The 19512-nt window shown below is 70.2% G+C and carries 15 protein-coding genes; 6 read left to right on the plus strand and 9 right to left on the minus strand.

The annotated features are described in order from the left end of the window. Positions 1 to 137: glycogen/starch synthase (locus ACZ6QQ_RS15285; RefSeq protein WP_465877141.1), on the minus strand; the 137-nt coding region annotated here is incomplete at its 3' end. A gap of 280 nt (positions 138 to 417) precedes the next feature. Continuing rightward, positions 418 to 2352: an amylo-alpha-1,6-glucosidase gene (locus ACZ6QQ_RS15290; protein ID WP_465876814.1), complete on the minus strand. Its 1935-nt coding sequence runs from the start codon at positions 2350 to 2352 to the stop codon at positions 418 to 420. A gap of 53 nt (positions 2353 to 2405) precedes the next feature. On the opposite strand from ACZ6QQ_RS15290, the gene ACZ6QQ_RS15295 reads away from it, so the two are divergent. Continuing rightward, positions 2406 to 5141 (plus strand): MGH1-like glycoside hydrolase domain-containing protein, encoded by a 2736-nt coding sequence (locus ACZ6QQ_RS15295; RefSeq protein WP_465876816.1) that lies wholly within the window; start codon positions 2406 to 2408, stop codon positions 5139 to 5141. A 145-nt stretch (positions 5142 to 5286) separates the two neighbouring features. Next, complete coding sequence (locus tag ACZ6QQ_RS15300; RefSeq protein ID WP_465876817.1) at positions 5287 to 5883, plus strand: HD domain-containing protein; 597 nt, start codon at positions 5287 to 5289, stop codon at positions 5881 to 5883. A gap of 48 nt (positions 5884 to 5931) precedes the next feature. Here ACZ6QQ_RS15300 and ACZ6QQ_RS15305 read toward each other — a convergent pair whose 3' ends face one another. Genes ACZ6QQ_RS15305 through pdhA form a run of 3 tightly spaced genes read right to left on the minus strand, consistent with a single transcriptional unit; the run spans position 5932 to position 9619 of the window. Next, complete coding sequence (locus ACZ6QQ_RS15305) at positions 5932 to 7356, minus strand: dihydrolipoamide acetyltransferase family protein (RefSeq protein WP_465876818.1); 1425 nt, start codon at positions 7354 to 7356, stop codon at positions 5932 to 5934. Continuing rightward, positions 7353 to 8375 (minus strand): alpha-ketoacid dehydrogenase subunit beta, encoded by a 1023-nt coding sequence (locus ACZ6QQ_RS15310; RefSeq protein WP_465876820.1) that lies wholly within the window; start codon positions 8373 to 8375, stop codon positions 7353 to 7355. Before ACZ6QQ_RS15310 ends, ACZ6QQ_RS15305 begins: the two co-directional genes overlap by 4 nt. Beyond that, positions 8375 to 9619 (minus strand): pyruvate dehydrogenase (acetyl-transferring) E1 component subunit alpha, encoded by a 1245-nt coding sequence (gene pdhA / locus ACZ6QQ_RS15315; protein WP_465877143.1) that lies wholly within the window; start codon positions 9617 to 9619, stop codon positions 8375 to 8377. Before pdhA ends, ACZ6QQ_RS15310 begins: the two co-directional genes overlap by 1 nt. Positions 9620 to 9691: 72 nt before the next feature. Here pdhA and ACZ6QQ_RS15320 point away from each other — a divergent pair, with 72 nt between their 5' ends. Then, positions 9692 to 10198: an Lrp/AsnC family transcriptional regulator gene (locus ACZ6QQ_RS15320; RefSeq protein WP_465876821.1), complete on the plus strand. Its 507-nt coding sequence runs from the start codon at positions 9692 to 9694 to the stop codon at positions 10196 to 10198. 195 nt (positions 10199 to 10393) lie between these two features. On the opposite strand, the gene ACZ6QQ_RS15325 is transcribed toward ACZ6QQ_RS15320, so the two are convergent. Further along, complete coding sequence (locus ACZ6QQ_RS15325; protein ID WP_465876823.1) at positions 10394 to 11227, minus strand: oxidoreductase; 834 nt, start codon at positions 11225 to 11227, stop codon at positions 10394 to 10396. Between the two features lie 124 nt (positions 11228 to 11351). On the opposite strand from ACZ6QQ_RS15325, the gene ACZ6QQ_RS15330 reads away from it, so the two are divergent. From ACZ6QQ_RS15330 to ACZ6QQ_RS15340, 3 genes are all read left to right on the plus strand, one after another. Further along, positions 11352 to 11597 carry a hypothetical protein gene (locus ACZ6QQ_RS15330; RefSeq protein ID WP_465876825.1) on the plus strand — a complete coding sequence of 82 codons (246 nt, stop codon included), beginning with the start codon at positions 11352 to 11354 and terminating at the stop codon, positions 11595 to 11597. Positions 11598 to 11951: 354 nt separating this feature from the next. After that, entirely contained in the window at positions 11952 to 14858 is a 2907-nt protein-coding gene (locus ACZ6QQ_RS15335) for an AfsR/SARP family transcriptional regulator (RefSeq protein WP_465876826.1), read from the plus strand. An 87-nt stretch (positions 14859 to 14945) separates the two neighbouring features. Further along, complete coding sequence (locus tag ACZ6QQ_RS15340) at positions 14946 to 15497, plus strand: GNAT family N-acetyltransferase (protein ID WP_465876827.1); 552 nt, start codon at positions 14946 to 14948, stop codon at positions 15495 to 15497. 148 nt (positions 15498 to 15645) lie between these two features. On the opposite strand, the gene ACZ6QQ_RS15345 is transcribed toward ACZ6QQ_RS15340, so the two are convergent. Genes ACZ6QQ_RS15345 through ACZ6QQ_RS15355 form a run of 3 tightly spaced genes read right to left on the minus strand, consistent with a single transcriptional unit; the run spans position 15646 to position 19273 of the window. Beyond that, positions 15646 to 17766, minus strand: coding sequence for a xanthine dehydrogenase family protein molybdopterin-binding subunit (locus tag ACZ6QQ_RS15345; RefSeq protein WP_465876829.1), 2121 nt, complete (start codon positions 17764 to 17766; stop codon positions 15646 to 15648). Further along, a complete protein-coding gene (locus ACZ6QQ_RS15350; protein ID WP_465876830.1) occupies positions 17763 to 18752 on the minus strand; it encodes an FAD binding domain-containing protein in 990 nt (329 codons plus the stop codon). The genes ACZ6QQ_RS15345 and ACZ6QQ_RS15350 overlap by 4 nt, the downstream gene beginning before the upstream one ends. Further along, positions 18749 to 19273 carry a 2Fe-2S iron-sulfur cluster-binding protein gene (locus ACZ6QQ_RS15355; RefSeq protein WP_465876832.1) on the minus strand — a complete coding sequence of 175 codons (525 nt, stop codon included), beginning with the start codon at positions 19271 to 19273 and terminating at the stop codon, positions 18749 to 18751. Before ACZ6QQ_RS15355 ends, ACZ6QQ_RS15350 begins: the two co-directional genes overlap by 4 nt. Positions 19274 to 19512: the final 239 nt, after the last annotated feature.

Here is a 19512-nt window from a genome sequence, read left to right on the forward strand (position 1 = left end):
GCGGCGAGGGCGACGGAGAGGGCGTGGACGTGTCGGCCGAGTCCGCCGACGAGGACGGGCGGGTATTCCCAGGAGAGCATCAGAATCCGCTGCCGACGAGCCGACCGGATGTCTATTACCTCGGCGTTCGGTGACATGGACCGGCCCTCCAAGTCTGTTTCGGGCATGCGCAGTAGGCACCTGAGCGGGTGCCGTGGCGCGTCCTTTGGGTTGGCCCAATCCTGCCGGTACGGAGATAACCAGCGAAGACGCGGCCGTTGCGGTCATGTAACGGCGATCGGTCGATTTTGTCCAGCGGGCGAATGAGGTTTTGCTCGACGGTACGAAATGTATGTGTAGCGACGTGGAAGATGCGCGTTAACCGGAACACGCGGGCGTTGCCGTCGGGTGACGCGGGTGTGAAACCGCGCGGTACGGTCAGCGTCGGCGGATCCGCAACGCCTCCGCCACCGACCAGGCCTGGAAGGGACAACCGGTGGCGGTGTGCGGCGCCAGGCCGTCCGCCGTCTCACTGACCGAGCCTAGGCCAAATTCGGGCAAATGTGAATCTATGCCGATCAACATGTCGTCGGTTGGCACATTCGCCCGACGGGCGGCGTCCACGTACGGGCCGAGCAGCCAGGGCCAGACCGTGCCCTGGTGGTACGCCCCGTCCCGCTCGGCCGGGCCGCCCCGGTGCCGACCGACGAAGCCGGGGCTGTCCGGGGCCAGGCTGCGCGGGCCGAGCGGGGTCAGCAGCGCCGCCCCGAGCAGCCGCAACGTCACCGGATCCGGGTCCAGCGGCGCGTACGGCAGCGACCAGGCGAGCAGCTGGTTGGGTCGGACCAGGTCGTCGTCGTGCTGGGTGGCGCCACCCAGCGGGTACGTCGGCGCGGGTGCGTCGACCACGTCGTAGAGCCAGCCGGCCGGGGTCGGGAACCGGTCCCGGAACGAGGCCAGCGCCCGGGCGTGGGCCCGGGGTGCCGCACCCGGATCCCGACCGACGAGGGCGGCCAACTCGCCGACCGCCGCCAGGGCGTTGATCCAGAGCGCGTTCACCTCGACCGGCTTGCCCGCCCTCGGCGTCACCGGGATGCCGTACACCCGGGCGTCCATCCAGGTCAGCGCCTCACCCGCGGCACCCTGGGTGAGCAGCCCGTCGACCGGGTCGACACCGATGCCGTACCGGGTGCCGGCGAGGTGGCCGTCGACCACCGAGCGCAGCGCCGGCAGCAGCTCGTCGGCGAGGTCGGTGTCGGAGGACAGCTCCACGTGCCGGGCCACCGCGTGCAGGAACCAGAGGGTGGCGTCGGCGGTGTTGTACTCCACCCGACCGGTGTCGGCGGTGTTCGCCAGCATCCCCTCCGACAGCGTCGCCGCGTACGCGCGCAGCAGCTCACGCCCCTCGTCGGCCCGCCCGGTGTGCAGGAACAGCCCCTCGTACGCGGTCATCGTGTCCCGCGACCAGGCGCCGAACCACGGGTACCCGGCCACCACGTCCGGCCCGTTGGCGGTCCCGACCACGAACGCGTCGGCGGCCAGGGCCAGGGTCGCGTCGACCGGGTCGGCCGGCTTGGCCGCCGCCACCACCGCGCGGTTGCGCCGCCGCGCCTCGGCGATGATCTCCGTCGCGGGCGGCGGCTGCTCGGCCAGGTCGTCCGCCCAGGCCAGCACGGAGACCGTGTCGCCGGGGCCGAACAGCTCGGCGGAGAAGGTGCCCGCGTGCCAGAGGTCCTCCTCCGGGTGCAGCCCCCGGACGGCCTCCTCGCGGTGGTGCACCCCGTGCCACCACTGCCCGGCCGGATCCCAACCCGGCCCGGACAGCCGGTACGCCCCCTCGACGATCGCCCCACCGGCGACCTGCTCGGTCCGGGGCGCCGGCCCGTCCGCCCGCCGCTCACCGTGCGCGTCGCGCCAGGTGCAGGCGGCGGCCAGGTTCAGCCGTACCGGCCCGCCGGAGATCAGCCGGTGCACCACCGCGACGCAGGACCGCCCGTAGGTCATCGCCAGCTCGCGTTCGATCACCAGGTCGCCGACCCGCCACCGCCAGCGCGGCAGCCCGTCGACCAGGTCGAAGCGTTCCAGCAGTTCGAAGCCGCGCGGGTCGACCACCCCGGACTGCCACTCGTGGGTGGCCAGCCGGACCTGGGCGCCGGTCGGGAAGGTGATCGCCGCGTCCAGGCTGGCCAGGCCGAGCCGGCGGACGGCCGGGGTGTCCCCGGCGACCACCAGCAGCCCGTGGTACCGCCGGGTACGCAGTCCGCTGACCGTGCCCATGGCGTAGCCGCCTCGGCCGTCCGGCACCAGCCATTCCCGGCTGGCACCTGCGCGAAGCGTGCCGCAGACCTGCGGACCGAAGCCGATCTCGATCAATCTTCCTCCCGAGAGACGCCCCACGAGGGTGTCTGTAACACGCCCCAGGAACAATGACGAGTGTGGTCAAGTTCGTGCGAGGGATCTTCCAGCGGAAGATCGAGAAGGTGGAGGTGATCAGCGACGTGCCGGCCGCCGCAGCACCGGGGAACGACGCGGAGCGAACCCGGTTGGCCCAGGCCGACTCGGGGGAGCAGGCCTGGCGACAATGGGGTCCCTATCTGTCGGAGCGGGCCTGGGGAACGGTCCGCGAGGACTACAGCGAGCACGGTACGGCCTGGGACTACTTCCCGCACGATCATGCGCGCTCCCGTGCCTACCGGTGGAACGAGGACGGCATGGCCGGCGTCTGCGACGACCGGCAGACGTTCTGCTTCGCCCTCGCACTGTGGAACGGCGCCGATCCTATCCTCAAGGAGCGGATGTTCGGGCTCGGCAGCGACGGTGGAAATCACGGCGAGGACGTCAAAGAGTATTGGTGGTACCAGGACTCCACGCCGACCCACTCCTTCATGCGCTGGCGCTACCACTACCCGCAGGCGCGCTACCCGTACGACGACCTGGTTTCGGTCAACGGCCTGCGGGGCCGGGACGAAACAGAGTACGAACTGGTCGACACCGGTATTTTCGACGACGACCGCTACTGGGCGGTGACGGTCGACTACGCCAAGGCGTCGCCGACCGACATGTGCGTCCTGATCACCGTGGCGAACCGTGGTGACCGGGCGGCCCAGTTGCACGTGTTACCCACCCTCTGGTTCCGCAACACCTGGTCCTGGGGGCTGCCCGGCCGCGACGCGGTGCCCACGATCACCGGCGCCGACGCCCGACTGGTCGGCCAGCACGGCATCCTCGGCCAACTCGTGCTCCAGGGCGACGGCGCACCGACCGCGCTGCTCTGCGACAACGAGACCAACGCCGAACGGCTCTGGGACCTGCCCGGCCGCAGCCGCTACCCGAAGGACGGGATCAACGACCACGTGGTCGCAGGCGCCGCCACGGTCAACCCGGCCGGCGAGGGCACCAAGGGCGCGCTGCACTACGTGCTCGACGTACCCGCCGGAGGGCAGGCGGAGATCCGGATCCGGCTCAGCCTGACCGCCCCGCCGCCGGGCACCGCCCCGGCCCCGGAACTCGACCTCGGTGCCGACTTCGACACCACCCTGGCCGCCCGCCGGGCCGAGGCCGACGACTTCTTCGCCCGGATCATCCCGGCCGACGTACCGCCGCACGAGGCCGACGTGGCCCGGCAGGCCATCGCCGGGCTGATGTGGGGCAAGCAGTTCTACCACTTCGACGTGCAGCAGTGGCTCGACGGCGACCCGGCCTCGCCGCCGCCACCGCCCGGTCGCCGGCACGGGCGCAACAGCGCCTGGTGGCACATGAACAGCTTCGACGTCATCTCCATGCCCGACCCCTGGGAATACCCCTGGTACGCGGCCTGGGACCTGGCGTTCCACTGCGTCACCATCGCCCGGATCGACCCGGGCTTCGCCAAGGCCCAGCTCGTGCTCCTGCTGCGCGAGTGGTACCTGCACCCCAACGGCCAGATCCCGGCGTACGAGTGGGCGTTCGCCGACGTCAACCCGCCGGTGCACGCCTGGGCCGCGCTGCGGGTGTTCGAGATCGACGGCGGGCGTGACCACGACTTCCTCGCCCGGGTGATGCACAAGCTGCTGCTGAACTTCACCTGGTGGGTCAACCGCAAGGACGTCAACGGCAACAACGTGTTCGAGGGCGGCTTCCTCGGGCTGGACAACGTCGGCCCGTTCGACCGTTCGGCGGCGCTGCCGGTGGCCGGGGTGCTGGAGCAGTCGGACGGCACCGGCTGGATGGCCATGTACGCGCTGAACCTGCTCGACATGGCGCTCGCCCTGGCCCAGCACGACCCCACGTACGCCGACATCGCGACCAAGTTCTTCGAGCACTTCGCGTACATCGCGGGGGCGGCGTACAAGCAGGGGCTCTGGGACGACGAGGACGCCTTCTTCTACGACCAGCTCCGGCTCCCCGACGGCAGCAAGGTCCCGCTGAAGGTGCGTTCGGTGGTCGGCCTGCTGCCGTTGGCCGCCACCACCCGGCTGACCGCGAAGACCCTGCACCGGCTCCCCGAACTGGCCGCCCGGCTGCGCTGGTTCCTCACCCACAAACCCGAGTACGCCGCCGTACTCGGTGCCCGCCGGCTGGCCTCGGACGGCCGCCAGCAGCGGCTGCTGTCGATGGTCGGCCCGGAACAGATCGTGCGGCTGCTCGCCCGGATGCTCGACGAGGAGGAGTTCCTCTCCCCGTACGGGCTGCGCACGCTCTCCCGGCAGCACCTGGACAAGCCGTTCACGGTGTCACTGGGCGGCCAGGACTTCACCGTCGGTTACGAACCGGCCGAGTCGACCAGCGGACTGTTCGGCGGCAACTCCAACTGGCGCGGCCCGATCTGGATGCCGACCAACTACCTGCTGATCCACGCCCTGCGCGACTACGCGGCGTTCTTCGGCGACGACCTGTTGATCGAGTACCCGACCCGGTCCGGCACCAAGCGCACCCTGAGTGAGATCGCCGACGATCTCTCCAACCGGCTGATCTCGCTGTTCGTACCGGACGACTGGGGTCGGCGACCGATCTACGGGGCCTGCGACCTGTTCCAGCGCCACCCGGACTGGCGGGATCTGATCGCGTTCCCGGAGTACTTCCACGGCGACAACGGCGCCGGCCTGGGCGCCTGGCACCAGACCGGGTGGACCGCCCTGGTCGCCGACCTCATCCTCACCACCCGCCGCCCACCGGCCGGCTGATCTTCACCCGTTGGGGCGGGTGGTCCGGTCCGATCACCCGTTCGGCCGGCCGGCGCGCCCCGGCACGGTACGTTTCCGGCAGGGCGTGCGTCGTCCGCGCAAACGTGGACTGCACTGACACCTGGCAGTAGGTACCCTCGCCCCGGTGACGAACACGGCGCTCGACAACGCGCTCACCGACACCGGCATGTCGCTGCGTCCGCTGCCGGACGAGGCGGTCGACCTGCTCCGGCGGCTCGACGCCCCACCGCGACTGGCCGCGCACCTGCGTGCCGTACACGACGTCGCGGACCAGCTCACCGACCTGGTCACGGGCCGTTTCCCGGAGCTTGCGGTCGACCGTCCGGCCGTGCTGTACGGGGCGGCGACCCATGACATCGGCAAAATCGTCCACGTCGACGAACTCTCCGGCCCGGGTACGGCACACGAACCCGCCGGTGAGGCCCTGCTGTTGGCCCAGGGTGTGCCCGCGCGACTGGCCCGCTTCGCCGGCAGCCACGGCAGCTGGACCCGGACCGGGATCACGATCGAGGACCTGCTCGTCAGCCTCGCCGACAAGATCTGGAAGGCGAAGCGGGTCACCGACCTGGAAACCCTCGTCCTCGACCGGATCGCCGACACCGCCGGAATCCAGCGGTGGCAGGCGTTCCTGGACCTGGACGACATCCTCGACCGGTTGGCGGCCGACGCCGACAAACGCCTCGCCTACCAGAGCAGCTACCCGATCCGTACGCCCCGCTGATCGCCGCGCCGGCCCCCGGAGCAGGGGCCGGCGTGGTCCGTTCTCCGATCAGGAGTGGGCGATCAGCATCGCCGGCTGTTCGACGCAGTCGGCCACGTGCCGCAGGAAGCCTCCCGCGACGCCACCGTCACAGACCCGGTGGTCGAAGGTGAGGCTGAGCTGGGTCACCTTGCGCACCGCGAGTTGGCCGTCGACCACCCACGGCTTGTCGACGATGCGTCCGATGCCGAGCAGCGCCGCCTCCGGGTGGTTGATGATCGGGGTGGACCCGTCGACACCGAACACGCCGTAGTTGTTCAGCGTGAAGGTGCCCCCGGTCAGCCGGGCCGGCGGCAGCGTACCGGCACGGGCCGCCGCCGTCGTCTCCCCGAGCGCGGTGGCGAGTTCGCTGGTGGTGAGCGCGGACGCGTCCCGCACCACCGGTACGAGCAGGCCCCGGTCGGTCTGCGCGGCGATGCCGAGGTGCACGGCGGCGGACTGGATGATCCGCTGGCCCTCGGTGTCGACCCGCGAGTTGAGCTGCGGGTAGCGGCGCAGCCCGCTCAGACAGATCCGGGCCAGCAGCGCGAGGATGCTCACCGGCTGCTCGGGGCGGGCGGCGTTGATCGCCGCCCGGGTCTCCAGCAGCGCGGTGGCGTCCACGTCGACCCAGATGGTGACCTCGGGGATCTCCCGCCGGCTGCGGGAGAGCTTGTCCGCGATCACCTTCCGGACCCCGGTCAGCGGGATGATCACGTCCGCGCCGGCCGGGTTGTCGACGGTTCGGTGCGTACCCGGCAGCGCCGTTGCCTCGGGCTGCGGCGCCGCCGGTGCGGGTTGTGCCGCGGCGGCCTCGACGTCGGCCCGGCGGATCACGCCACCGGGTCCGGTGCCGCGCACCTCGGCCAACTCCAGCCCGTGTTCCCTGGCCAGCCGCCGCACGATCGGCGAGAGAACCAGCGGCGCGCCGCCCGCCGGCCGCACCGGCTCGGCGACCGTGGTGACCGGGGCGGGCGTGGCAGCCGCGACGGCGATCACGGGCTCCTGCCCGGCGTCAGCTCGGCCCTGCCGCTCGGATGCCGCAACGGACTGCTCCGGGGCTGGGCGGGGACGGCGGCGTCGTCGGCCGGAGGCGCCGTGGCCGGTGCCGTACCCGATGAGGACGTTGCCGGAGCCGGCCCGCTCCTCCTCCCGGTAGGTGGCGTGCGCGGCGGGCTCGGCCGGGGTGTCCGGGCCGGCGTCCAGTGCCGCCACGGTGATCAGGGGCTGGCCCACCGGGCGCACCTCACCGACCGCGCCGTGCAGGGCGACCACCCGACCCGCGTACGGGCAGGGCACGTCGACCACCGCCTTGGCGGTCTCCACCTCCACCACGCTCTGGTCCACGGTCACCACATCACCGACCGCGACCCGCCAGACGACGATCTCCGCCTCGGTCAGCCCCTCGCCCAGATCGGGCAGCAGGAAGACCTGCGGGGCAGCCACGGCACTCATGCGGTGCTGCCCGCGAGTGCCGGCAGCCAGCGCCGGTCGGGCTGGTCGTCCCACTGGAGCCGGGCGACCGCGTCGAGCACCCGGTCGACGCTCGGCAGGTGGGTGTGTTCCAGCATCGGCGCCGGGTACGGGATGTCCAGCCCGCTGACCCGCAGCACCGGTGCGTGCAGCGAGTGGAAGCAGCGTTCCTGGACCCGGGCGGCGATCTCGGCGCCCACCCCCGCGAAGCCCTGCGCCTCCTGGATCACCACACACCGGCCGGTACGGCGGACCGAGGCGCTGATCGTCTCGTCGTCGAACGGCACGATCGTGCGGCAGTCGATCACCTCCAGGTCCCAGCCCTCCTCGCGAGCGGCCTCGGCGGCCTCCAGCGCCACCGGCACCGACGGCCCGTACGCGATCAGGGTGGCGTCCCGACCGGGGCGGCGGACCACGGCCCGGCCGAACGGCTCGGCGGTCACCGGCAGGGTGGCCTCGTCGCTGGCGAAGTAGAGCTTCTTCGGCTCCATGAAGACCACCGGGTCCGGATCGGCGATCGCCTCCCGCAGCAGCGAGTACGCGTCCGCGACGGTGGCCGGGGTGACCACCTTCAGCCCCGGGGTGTGCGCGTAGTACGCCTCGCTGGAGTCGCAGTGGTGCTCGACCCCGCCGATGCCCCCGGCGTACGGCACCCGGATCACGATCGGCACGCTCAGCGCGCCCCGGGTCCGGTTGCGCAGCTTCGCCACGTGCGAGGCGATCTGCTCGAACGCCGGGTAGGCGAACGCGTCGAACTGCATCTCGACCACCGGCCGCAGTCCGGACATCGCCATCCCGACCGCGAAGCCGACGATGCCGGCCTCGGCCAGCGGGGTGTCGAAGCAGCGCTGGTCACCGAAGCGGGCCAGCAGCCCGTCGGTGATCCGGAAGACGCCGCCGAGCTGGCCGACGTCCTCACCGAAGACCACCACCCGCTCGTCGGCGGCCATCGCGTCGGCCAGCGCCGCGTTCAGCGCCTTCGCCATCGTCATGCCCGCCATCAGCGCGCTCCCCGCTCGTCGTCGTTTACCCGCTCGTCGTCGGCCCGCTCGGCGGCGGCCTGTTCGGCGTCGGCGGCCAGTTCGGCGCGGACCTGCTCGCGCTGCTCCACCAGCTGTGGGGTGGGCTCGGCGAAGACATGGTCGAAGAGGCTGAGCGGGTCGACGGTCGGCTGCACGTTCATCCGGGTCCGCAGGTCGGCCGCGTACGCCTCCGCCTCGGCCGCCACCGCCGCCTCGGCCGCGTCGTCCAACGCCCCGATGTGCCGCAGGTAGGCCGTCAGCCGGGCGATCGGGTCGCGGTCGCGCCAGGCGTCGACCTCGGCACCGTCGCGGTAGCGGCTGGCGTCGTCGGCGTTGGTGTGCGCCTCCATCCGGTACGTGTGCGCCTCGACCAGGAACGGCCCGTTGCCCGCCCGCGCGTGCGCGACCGCCCGGTTCAGCACCGCCAGTACGGCGACCGGGTCGTTGCCGTCGACCTGCTCGCTCGGCACCCCGTAGCCGATGCCCTTGTACGCCAGCGACGGCGCGGCGGTCTGCCGGGACAGCGGCACACTGATCGCGTACCGGTTGTTCTGCACGAAGAAGACCACCGGGGCCTTGAACACGGCGGCGAAGTTGACCCCCTCGTGGAAGTCCCCCTCGCTGGTCGCGCCGTCCCCGATGAACGCCAGCGCCACCGTGTCCCGCCCCTGGTACGCCTCGCCGTAGGCGAGTCCGGCGGCGTGCACGGTCTGGGTGGCCAGCGGGGTGCACTGCGGGGCGGTACGCCGGGCGGCCGGGTCGTACCCGCAGTGCCAGTCGCCGCGCAGCAGGGTCAGCACCTCGACCGGGTCGATGTCCCGGGAGACCAGGGCCATCGACTCGCGGTAGGTGGGGAAGACCCAGTCGGTCGGGCGGACGGCGAGCATCGCGCCGACCTGGCACGCCTCCTGGCCACGGGCCGACGGGTACACGGCCAACCGGCCCTGCTTGGTCAGCGTGGTGGCCTGGACGTCGAACCGCCGACCGATGACCATGCGCCGGTACAGTTCGCGCAGCGCGTCGGCGGAGGGCTCCGGGTAGTCGGCCCGTTCGGGCAGCCGGTTGCCCTGGTCGTCGATCATCCGGACCGGCTCGGGACTGGGCAGCAGGGCGCGGGCCGGGTCGGGCGGGGTGACCGCCCGACGGGTACGCGGGGATGTCCTGCGGACCGCCTGGGGTGTGGTTGTCACGGCGGGGACCTCCTGGACGTGTGGTGCGCCTATGCTCACGCCCTCGGATGATTGACTCAAGATCCTCGGGAAACGCGGGACGATTGGCAACGGAGGTGGACTCGGATGGACCAGGAGGACCGGGAGCAGGGCCCGTACGCGGTCGGAGCGGGACGATCGGCCCGACCTCTCGACGAGGTCGACCGGCGGATCCTCGACGAACTCGTCCGGGACGGCCGCACCTCGATCCGTACCCTCGCCGAGCGCATCCACATCTCCCGGACCAACGCGTACGCGCGGGTGGAGCGGCTGATCCAGGACGGCGTGATCACCGGGTTCCGGGCACAGGTGGTGCCGGAGCGGGCCGGGCTCGGCACCTCGGCGTACATCGCGTTGCAGATCGAGCAGAACAGCTGGCGGGAGGTGTCGGTGGAACTGGGCCGGGTGCGTTACATCGAACACGCGGCCCTGCTCGGCGGCGACCACGACGTGTTGGCGCTGGTCCGGGCGCCGGACAACGCCGCCCTGCGGGACGTGGTGCTCAACCGGGTGCAGGGCATCGCCGGTGTGCTCTCCACCCGTACCTGGCTGGTCTTCGAGGAGTTCGACGGCGCGACGACAGCCTGGGCCTGAGCGCGGCGGTTCCCCGCCCGAAGACCGCACGGACCGCGCCGCCTCTGCTGGGCGGGCACGGTGTCAGGCCGTACGCTCCCCGGCGATGACACGCACGGCACCGTCGTGCAGGGCAACCGACCGGAGCCACCCGAACCCAGATTCCGGACGCTCACTTTGTTGCACCTGAGGGAGAGCCCCGCTCAGGCACCCACCTTAGTTTCGTGGCACGCCGGAGACTCGAAATACGAGGGAATCGAAGACGCGATCGGAGAGTACGCGCCGCGCTGCGATGCTCGACTTCGCGCCGAAGCCGACGGCGTAACGGGTTTTGGGCTTGTTGACGATCGCGGCCCTGACGATCGTGTCGGCCACGACACCGGCTGGGGTGTACCGCCCGGTTTGCGATTCGCCCACCAGGCTTTCGGCCACGGCGTTGGCTTGGCGTGCGTAGGGTCCGCAGCCTGAGTTGTTGTTGACGTTGTCCGCGGCGATGGGTCCCCACTCGGTTTTGGTGCCGGCGGGTTCCACCACGACCACGTCGATGCCGAACTGGCTCAGCTCGAGTCTCAGGCAATCGCTCATCACCTCGAAAGCGTGTTTGGTGCCGTTGTACCAGGCGGCCAGCGGGCTGTAGATCTTCCCGCCGACCGAGCTGACGTTGATGATCCGGCCTGAGTGCTGGGCGCGCATGTGCGGGATGGTGAGCTGGGTGAGGCGCATCGCGCCGAAGACATTCACCTCGAACTGGCGCCGGCCCTCGGCGAGTGCGGTCTCTTCCAGAGAGCCGAGAGTGCCGTAGCCGGCGTTGTTCACCAGTACGTCGATACGTCCTGCCTCGTCGATGACTCGTTGAACGCCTGCCGTGATGGAGGCGTCGTCGGTCACATCCATCTCGAACGTCCTCACTCCGTCGCGAGCTAGCTCGGCAAGTCGGTCCACCCGGCGGGCCACGCCGTAGACCAGGTATCCGCGTGCGCTGAACTTGCGTGCGGTCTCCGCGCCGATTCCTGCCGACGCTCCCGTAATCAATGCAACTCGTGTTGTCATGCTGCCGCCTTCGGTGTTGTGACCTGCCGGGTTGCCCAGGTGTAACGGGGCATGTGCGGTTGCCGGTGGAAGTTCGTCAAGATGAACGGGTATCGATGCGCCGAGCCTCGCGAACGAGGAGATCGTGGCCGCGCTGGATCACGCGAGCACCATGACGGCCGAGCAGATCACGAGCCTGCTGGCAGCGGCCGTGGTGCTGGCGGCCGGCTTCTGGCAGTTGGCCCATCCGACGGCGACGCTGGCGCAACTGTACGAGCATGAGCCGCGCTGGGCCCATGCCGCACTCGACTTCGGCCCACGGCTCGACGGCCTCGTTCAGGCACTCGCGAGTGGACTCACCGGGGTCGTCGTGAGTGACGCCAAGGATTGAACGCCCGTCGACCTCTAAACCCCGCTCCAGCCCACCGGGCCCCTAAGCTGGCCGATGTCACCCGTGGTCGGTAGATGCTGGAGCGCGTGACCATGTGTGCTCGTCGGTCACGCCGCGCCAACGGATGGGTATTCCTGTCGAGCGGGATGCTGATGCTCGTGCCGTCCACCCGCTCCTGCCACCATATCTGAATCAGTAGACTCGGTGCTCCGGCCGGACGAGGTCGCAAGTGGACGATGTGGATAGGCCTTCCGGGAGGCGGCAGACGTGGCTGAGTCAGCGCATCTCGTTCGGCGTGACGACGATGACCCGCGGGCGGGAGTCGGTCCACTGCGCGTACAGATCCTTGGTTCGTTGCGGCTCTGGCGCGGCGGCGTCGAGCTGAACGCCGGTCCCAGACAACAGGCGCAGGTGTTGGCCCTGCTTGCGGCTCGCGTGGGCCAGCCGGTCAGCACGGGGGACCTGATCGACCTGATCTGGGCAGACGACGCCCCCGCGAGTGCGCTCAACGTGATCCAGAAGTACATCGGGGCGCTGCGGCGGTTGCTTGAACCCGCGGTGCCCGTCCGGTCATCCGGTAGGTACCTGCACCGCCACGGTAACGCGTACGTGTTCACCGCCGGTCCCGACGTGCTGGACCTGGTGTCGTTCCGGGAGCTCGTCGATGCCGCCCGCGCCGCTCTCGCCCGGCAGGCTCGTGACCTGGCGCTCGACTGTTATGTCGAGGCGCTCGGTCTTTGGAAGGGCCATGCAGGGGCCGGGTTTGCCGATGGGTCGGCGGCTCCGGTACTGGCCGCCCTCGACGACGAGTTTCACACCGTGTGCACGGCGGCTGCCGAACTTGCCGTGTCGTTGCGCCAACCGGAGCGGGTGATCCTGCCGCTTCAGTTGGCCGCGTCGATGGCACTGTTCCACGAGCCCGTACAGGCCAGCCTCATCACCGCCCTGGGCGCCGCTGGACGGCAGGCGGAGGCACTGTCGGCGTTCGACGCGGTCCGTGACCGTCTCGCCGAGGAGCTCGGCATAGACCCTAGCGCGCCGCTGCAGGCTGCGCACCGACGAGTACTGACCCAGACCCCGACGACGCCGAGCGCTGCCGGCACGGAGCGTGCGGGCGACCCCATACTGGCGCGGCAGGCAGGCCCGGTCGGGCCAGGCGAGGAAACGCGCGAGGAACCCGACGTCCTGCTGCACGTCCCCGGCCCCGACATCATGGAGCCCGTGGCGCCGAGCGTCGTGGCAGCCCGGGTCCGGCCCGGCGGGGTACCACGTCAGCTGCCGACCGATGTGAGCCGGTTCGTGGGCCGGGCCCTTCCACTCAAGCAGTTGGACGGGCTGCTCTCCGACGTGACGGGCGCCTCCGCGGCGGTGGCGACCATTGTGGGAACGGCGGGCGTGGGCAAGACCTCTCTGGCGGTGCACTGGGCTCATTCGGTGGCGGCGAGATTCCCGGACGGCCAGCTCTACGCCAATCTTCGGGGCTTCGATCCCACCGGAGCGGTGGCGCGGCCCGACGAGGTCCTGCGTGGGTTCCTGGCAGCCCTGGGCGCGCCCGCGCAGAGTCTGTCCACGACAGAGGAAAGCCTCGTCGGTCAGTATCGCAGCGAGCTGGCCGGCCGGCGGGTGCTGGTCGTCCTCGACAACGCTCGGGACGCCAGCCAGGTCCGGCCGTTGTTGCCGAACACCTCGGGCAGCTTCGTCCTGGTGACCAGCCGCGACCAGCTCACCGGCCTGGTCGCCCTGGACGGCGCCGAGCCGATTGCCATCGGTGTCCTCGACCCGGACGAGGCTCACGACCTCCTGACGCGCCGGCTCGGACCCGCACGGCTCGCGGCGGAGCCGGACGCCGTTACGGAGATCATCACCCGGTGCGCACGCCTCCCGCTCGCGCTCGCGGTCACCGCGGCTCGGGCGGCGGTACGGCCCGAACTCCCACTGGCCGGGCTGGTCGAGGAGATGCGCGAGGCCCAGACACCGCTCGACGCCCTCGGCGGGACCGACGCGGCCAGCGACGTCCGGTCGGTGTTCGGCTGCTCGTACGCCGCGTTGCGCGAACCCACGGCGACCGTGTTCCGGCGGCTCGGCCTGCACCCGGGACCGGATCTGACCGTGTCGGCCGCCGCCAGTGCCTGTGGGCTACCGGTCGCCCAGGTCCGGCCACTGCTGGCCGAGCTTGCCGGGGCGAACCTCATCAGCGAGCATCGGCCGGGCCGGTTCGCGTTCCACGACCTGCTCCGTGCCTACGCCGCCGACCTCGCCGAGCGCCTCGACACCGCCGACGACCGTCGCTGCGTCACCCGACGCCTTATCGACCACCATGTGCACAGCGCCGATACGGCGAACCGGCAGTTCGGCAAGGCCAAACACTCGCCGGTCGAGCCACCGCCGGCCGGGCCGGGCGTGTCCGTCGTCGAGCCGGCCGACGAGCAGCAGGCGCTGGCCTGGTTCGACGCGGAGGTGGCCAACCTTGTCGCCGTCGCGAGACTTGTCGAGGCCGCCGAACTCGACCGTCACACCATCGCGTTCGCGGCGATCCTCGAGAACTACCTGCGGCGGCGGGGCCTCGTACGGCTCTGGGTGAGCCTGCAGGAGACGGCCGTTCGGGCCGCTGGGCGTCTCGGCGACCCGACTGCCCTGCGCGCCGCCTTCTCGTGCCTCGGCGGCGCCCTGAACCAGATGGGTGACCATGACGGGGCGATCCAGCTCTATCAGCGAGCCATCGACCTGGGTCCCGACCCCGACCCCGTCCGCCAGGGAGGGATCCACCTCGGTCTTGCCGCCGTGTTTACCAACCTCGGCCGCTATGCCGCGGTGTTGGTCGAGGTCAACCGCGCGCTGGCGCTGTTCCGGGCCGGGAACGACCGTGACCGTGAGGCGGCGGCGCTCAACGACATCGGCTGGAACCGCTACCTCGCCGGCGATTACGACCAGGCGCTGGTCAGCTGCACGCAGGCGTTGGCACTGTTCGAGGCGGTCGGCAACCGGTCCGGTCAGGCGTACACCTGGGACAGCCTGGGCCAGGCCCACCACAAGCTCGGGCACGAAGACGAGGCCAGCGCCTGCCACCAACGCTCGTTGGCCATGCTGCGTGAACTCGGCCACCGGTACCCGGAGGCGATAATCCTCCTCCACATCGGCGACTGTCACGAGGCCGGCGGGCGGGAGACCGAGGCGCGGCTCGCCTGGCAGGAAGCACTGGCCATCCTCGACGCGCTCGACCACCCCGACGCCGAGGACGCCCGAGCGAGGCTGACCAGGTAGCAACCCCCGAGTTGGAGAGGCAGGCGGGCGCCGCACCCGTTCGAAATGGGATGCTTGACGATCCCGACGCCTGCCAGGCTGCGCGGCATGGACGTTCGTCTTGAGCCCTGGTCGGAATCCGCGCTTGACCTCCTACGCCGAATCAACACCCCGCCGATGCGTCGACACGTCGGCGGTCCCGAGCCGGAGGAACAACTACTTGCCCGGCACCGCCGATACCTTGCCCTGCCGACAACTGGCCGTGGCTGCATGTTCGCCGTACTGCTTGGCGACGAGATGGTCGGCAGCATCGCCTACCACCAGCGTGACTGGCAGGGCGAGCAGATCTACGAGACCGGCTGGAACGTCCTACCGCCCTATCAGGGCCGAGGCATCGCCAGCACAGCCGGCGCCGCGCTGATCACCATCGTCGGCGAGGTCGCCCGCCACTCTGACGCACCCCACAGCCTGCACGCGTTTCCCTCAGTCGAGAACGTCGCCTCCAACGCACTCTGCCACCGCCTTGGCTTCACTCTCCTCGGCCCCTGCAATTTCGAGTACCCGCCGGGCAGCGGCTCCCTGATGCGCAGCAACGACTGGCGCATCGCCCTCGCCAACTCCGGCCGGCCCGCCGTCCCGGCGCGGCGCGACCGCCTGTGACTTCGACACAGGATCTCGTCGGACACGCGTTGCTGCTAAGTGCGCCCCGCGAAGCGGCAGGTGTGCGGGGCGCCGGCCGCTTACTACACCTCGGCAGGAGACCTGCGAAATGTGTCTTTCGCCTTGAGCGTGTGGCAGCGGGGGATTTCTAGGGGGTTTCGGTCGCAGGTCTGGTTTCGGGCAGTAGTTTGTCCAGCGTGATTGGTAGGTCGCGGACGCGTACTCCGGTGGCGTGGTGGACGGCGTTGGCGATGGCGGCGGCGGCGGAGACCATCCCGATTTCGCCGATTCCCTTTGTGCCCATGGGGTTGACGTACGGGTCGTACTCATCGAGCCAGTGCACCTCGATGTTGCCGACGTCGGCGTTGCTGGCGACGTGGTAGGTGGCCAGGTCCTGGGTGATGGTGGTGCCGAAGCGGGGATCGAGGACGCCGTGTTCGTGGATCGCCATGGACAGGCCCCAGGTCATCCCGCCGAGCAGTTGTGAACGGGCGGTCTTGGGGTTGACGATGCGGCCGACGGCGAAGACGCCCAGTTGCCGGGGAACCCGGATTTCCCCGGTGAACTCGTTGACCCGGACCTCGGCGAACTGTGCGCCGAAGCTGTGCATCGAGTACTGCTTGAGGTACGGGTTGTCGGGCATGTCGGCGATGATTTTCAGGCCCTCCGGGGGAATCCGGCCGCCGTGTTGGTTGGCCAGCGCGTCGCGCAGCTGGTCGGCCGCCTCGCAGATCGCGGCGCCCCAGCTGGTGATTCCGGACGAGGCCGCGGCCTCCGAGGCGCGCGGGTAGTTCGTGTCGCCGATCTGAAGTTCCACCTGGTTCACCTCGACGCCGAGGGCGTCGGCGGCGACCTGCGCCAGCGCCGTCCAGGTGCCGGTACCGATATCCGCGGCGCCGATGGCCACCGTGTAGCGCCCGTCCGGGTGTGCCTGGATGCTGGCCGAGCCCGGTAGCCGGAACACCGAGTAGATGGCGGTCGCCACTCCGGTGCCGACCAGCCACCCCTGCTGACGGCGGGCGCGTGGGGTGGGATCGCGCTGGTCCCAGCCGAAGCGATGGGCGCCCTCGCGCAGACATCCGACGAGGTTGCGGCTGCTGAACGGCAGTCCGGTCAGCGGGTGGGTGTCAGCATCGTTGCGGATGCGGAACTCGACGGGGTCGACGCCGCAGGCGATGGCCAGTTCGTCCATCGCCGATTCCACGGCGAACATGCCGGAAGCCTCGCCCGGTGCCCGCATGATCGACGGGGTGGAGATGTCCAGCTTGGCCAGCAGTTGACGGGTACGGAGGTTGGGTGTGGCGTAGACGGAGGGTGTCGAGCGCGTGCCGTGTTCGGCGAACTCCTGGATCTTCGCCGTGGGCGCGATGCAGCTGTGGGCGACCGCCAGCAGCCGCCCGTCGCGGTCGGCGCCGAGCTGGACCCGCTGAATGGTTGGCGGGCGATACCCCGTCTGGGAGAACGTCTGCTGGCGCGTCAGCTGGAACTTCACCGGGCGGCCGGGCACCATACGGGCGGCCAGCATGGCGAGTACGGCATCCGCACGGGGCTGGACCTTCGAGCCGAACGCGCCGCCGATGTACGGTGCGATGATCCGGATGCGCTCGGGGTCGATGTTGAAGACCTGCGCCAGGCAGGCACGCGCGACGTGCACTCCCTGAGTGGACATGTAGAGGGTGAACCGACCATCCGCCCAGACGGCGATCGTGCTCTGCGCCTCCAGCGGGTTGTGGTGGTATCGGGGCGTGGTGTAGCCCTGGTCGAGGACGAGCGGTGCTGCGGCCAGCGCGGCGTCCACGTCACCCTTGTCGGTGTGCATCGGGAACACCGGTGCCAACTGCTCCGGCTCGTACAGGTCGTTACGCCCCTCGTTCAACACCACATCGTGTGGGCGCGCTTCGTAATCGACCCGGACCAGGCCGGCCGCGTACCGGGCGATCTCCGACGTCTCCGCGATCACCGCGCCGACGAACTGGTTACGGAAGGCCACCTGATCGCTCTGCAGGATGCCCAGTTCGCCACTGGCGCCGGCCGAGGTTCGCTCGGCGTTGAGGTGGGTCAGCACGTTCACCACTCCCGGCTGCGCACTGGCGTGGCTGCAGTCGATGCCGGTGATCCGGCCGACGGCGACGGTCGCCTCCACCGGGTACAGGTAGAGCGGCTGGTCGACCGGCTGCTCGAACGCGTACGGAGCATGGCCCCGTACCTTGTCCGGACCGTCGACGCGGCTGCGCGCCTGACCCATGGCGCGCGGCGTGATGGTGGTCATGCCGACTGTCCGGTCAGGGTGAGCAGTGTCTCGACCATGGTGTTGCGGGCGAGGGTGACCTTGAACGCGTTCTGGGTCAGCGGCCGGGCCTCGGCGACCTCGGCGCTCGCCGCCTCCCAGAATCGGTCCGGGCCAGCCGGACCGCCGCGCAGCGTCTGCTCCGCGATCGTCGCCCGCCACGGCTTGTGCGCCACGCCGCCCAGCGCGATACGCACATCGCGCACCACACCGTCCTGAACGTCGATCGCGGCGGCCACCGACACCAGCGCGAAGGCGTACGAGGCGCGGTCTCGTACCTTGCGGTACCGCGACTGGACCGCGAACGGCAGCGGCGGGATGTCCACGGCGGTGATCAGCTCGCCGTGTTCGAGGATGGTGTCACGCTGCGGCTCGTCCCCCGGCAGTCGGTGGAGCTGCGCCAGGGGGATCGTCCGCTGACCGGAGGGACTCTCGGTTCGCACGACCGCGTCCAGGGCCGTGAGCGCCACGGCCATGTCCGACGGGTGGGTCGCCACACACTGCGGCGAGCTTCCCAGGATCGCCATGTCCCGGTTGGAGCCGTCGATCGCGGAACAGCCGGAGCCCGGCTCGCGTTTGTTGCACGCGGTGGTGACGTTCTGCCAGTACACACAGCGCGTGTGTTGCAGCAGATTCCCACCGGTCGTCGCCATGTTCCTCAGCTGGCCGGACGCTCCGGCCAGGATCGCCTCGGACAACAACGGGTAGCGGCGGCGGATCAGCGGATGCGCGGCGAGGTCACTGTTGGGCACGGCCGCGCCGACGCGTATCCCACCATCGGGCAACTCCTCGACCGTGTCCGAGGTGACCTGACGCACGTCGACCAACAGGTCCGGCTTCAGCACCTCCAACTTCATCAGGTCGACCAGATTGGTTCCCGCGCCGAGGAAAGCACCCTCGGGTGAGCGCGCCAGGAGGGCCACGGCGCTGGACACGTCATCGGCACGGGCGTATCGAAATGGCCTCATGCCTTGGCCACCTCCTGGATCGCGGGAACGATGTTCGCGTACGCGGCGCAGCGGCACAGGTTCCCGCTCATCCGCTCCCGAATCTCGTCGTCATCGAGGACCGCAACGGAATCAACGCCAACCGATTGCTCAGCGGCCGGGGTGGCGAAGCTCGGCCAACCAGCCGCGACCTCGCTCAGCATGGCCACGGCGGAAACGATCTGCCCCGGGGTGCAGTACCCGCACTGGAACGCATCGTGTTCGATGAACGACCTCTGCATCGGGTGCATCTGACCGTCGACCGCGAGTCCGGCCGCCGTCACGATCTCGCCACCGTCATGCGCCACCGCCAGAAGCAAGCAACTGTTCACCCGCCGCCCGTTCAGCAGCACCGTGCACGCACCGCACTGGCCGTGATCGCAGCCCTTCTTCGCGCTGGTGATCCCCAGCCGCTCCCGCAGCGCGTCAAGCACAGTCGTACGGGTATCCACCGACAATCGATGCGTATCGCCGTCCACCCGAATACTGATGTCGACGTCCATGCGCGACTCCTCGCAAAAGCCCGTGATTGCCGTGAACAAGACTCAGGCTAGCGAGAGTAACCACCAAATACCGACAGACCGCAGAAATCTATCAGAACCCACGGAAGAGGGTAGATCAATACCATCAGGGTCTCTCCGATCGCTCGACCACGTGGCCGTCGGTGACCGACGGTGACCCGGTGGTGCCCTCGTCCCGCAAGGATCAACGGGCCATGGGCCGAGCACTTGTCCGAGCCCTC

The sequence above is a fragment of the Micromonospora sp. NPDC049529 genome (genome assembly GCF_055586685.1).

Coding starts and splice junctions, on each gene's coding strand:
- ACZ6QQ_RS15295 (WP_465876816.1), top strand. CDS start 2,406: ATGACGAGTGTGGTCAAGTTCGTGCGAGGGATCTTCCAGCGGAAGATC.
- ACZ6QQ_RS15305 (WP_465876818.1), bottom strand. CDS start 7,356: ATGAGTGCCGTGGCTGCCCCGCAGGTCTTCCTGCTGCCCGATCTGGGC.
- ACZ6QQ_RS15310 (WP_465876820.1), bottom strand. CDS start 8,375: ATGGCGGGCATGACGATGGCGAAGGCGCTGAACGCGGCGCTGGCCGAC.
- ACZ6QQ_RS15320 (WP_465876821.1), top strand. CDS start 9,692: ATGGACCAGGAGGACCGGGAGCAGGGCCCGTACGCGGTCGGAGCGGGA.
- ACZ6QQ_RS15325 (WP_465876823.1), bottom strand. CDS start 11,227: ATGACAACACGAGTTGCATTGATTACGGGAGCGTCGGCAGGAATCGGC.
- ACZ6QQ_RS15340 (WP_465876827.1), top strand. CDS start 14,946: ATGGACGTTCGTCTTGAGCCCTGGTCGGAATCCGCGCTTGACCTCCTA.
- ACZ6QQ_RS15345 (WP_465876829.1), bottom strand. CDS start 17,766: ATGACCACCATCACGCCGCGCGCCATGGGTCAGGCGCGCAGCCGCGTC.
- ACZ6QQ_RS15350 (WP_465876830.1), bottom strand. CDS start 18,752: ATGAGGCCATTTCGATACGCCCGTGCCGATGACGTGTCCAGCGCCGTG.
- ACZ6QQ_RS15355 (WP_465876832.1), bottom strand. CDS start 19,273: ATGGACGTCGACATCAGTATTCGGGTGGACGGCGATACGCATCGATTG.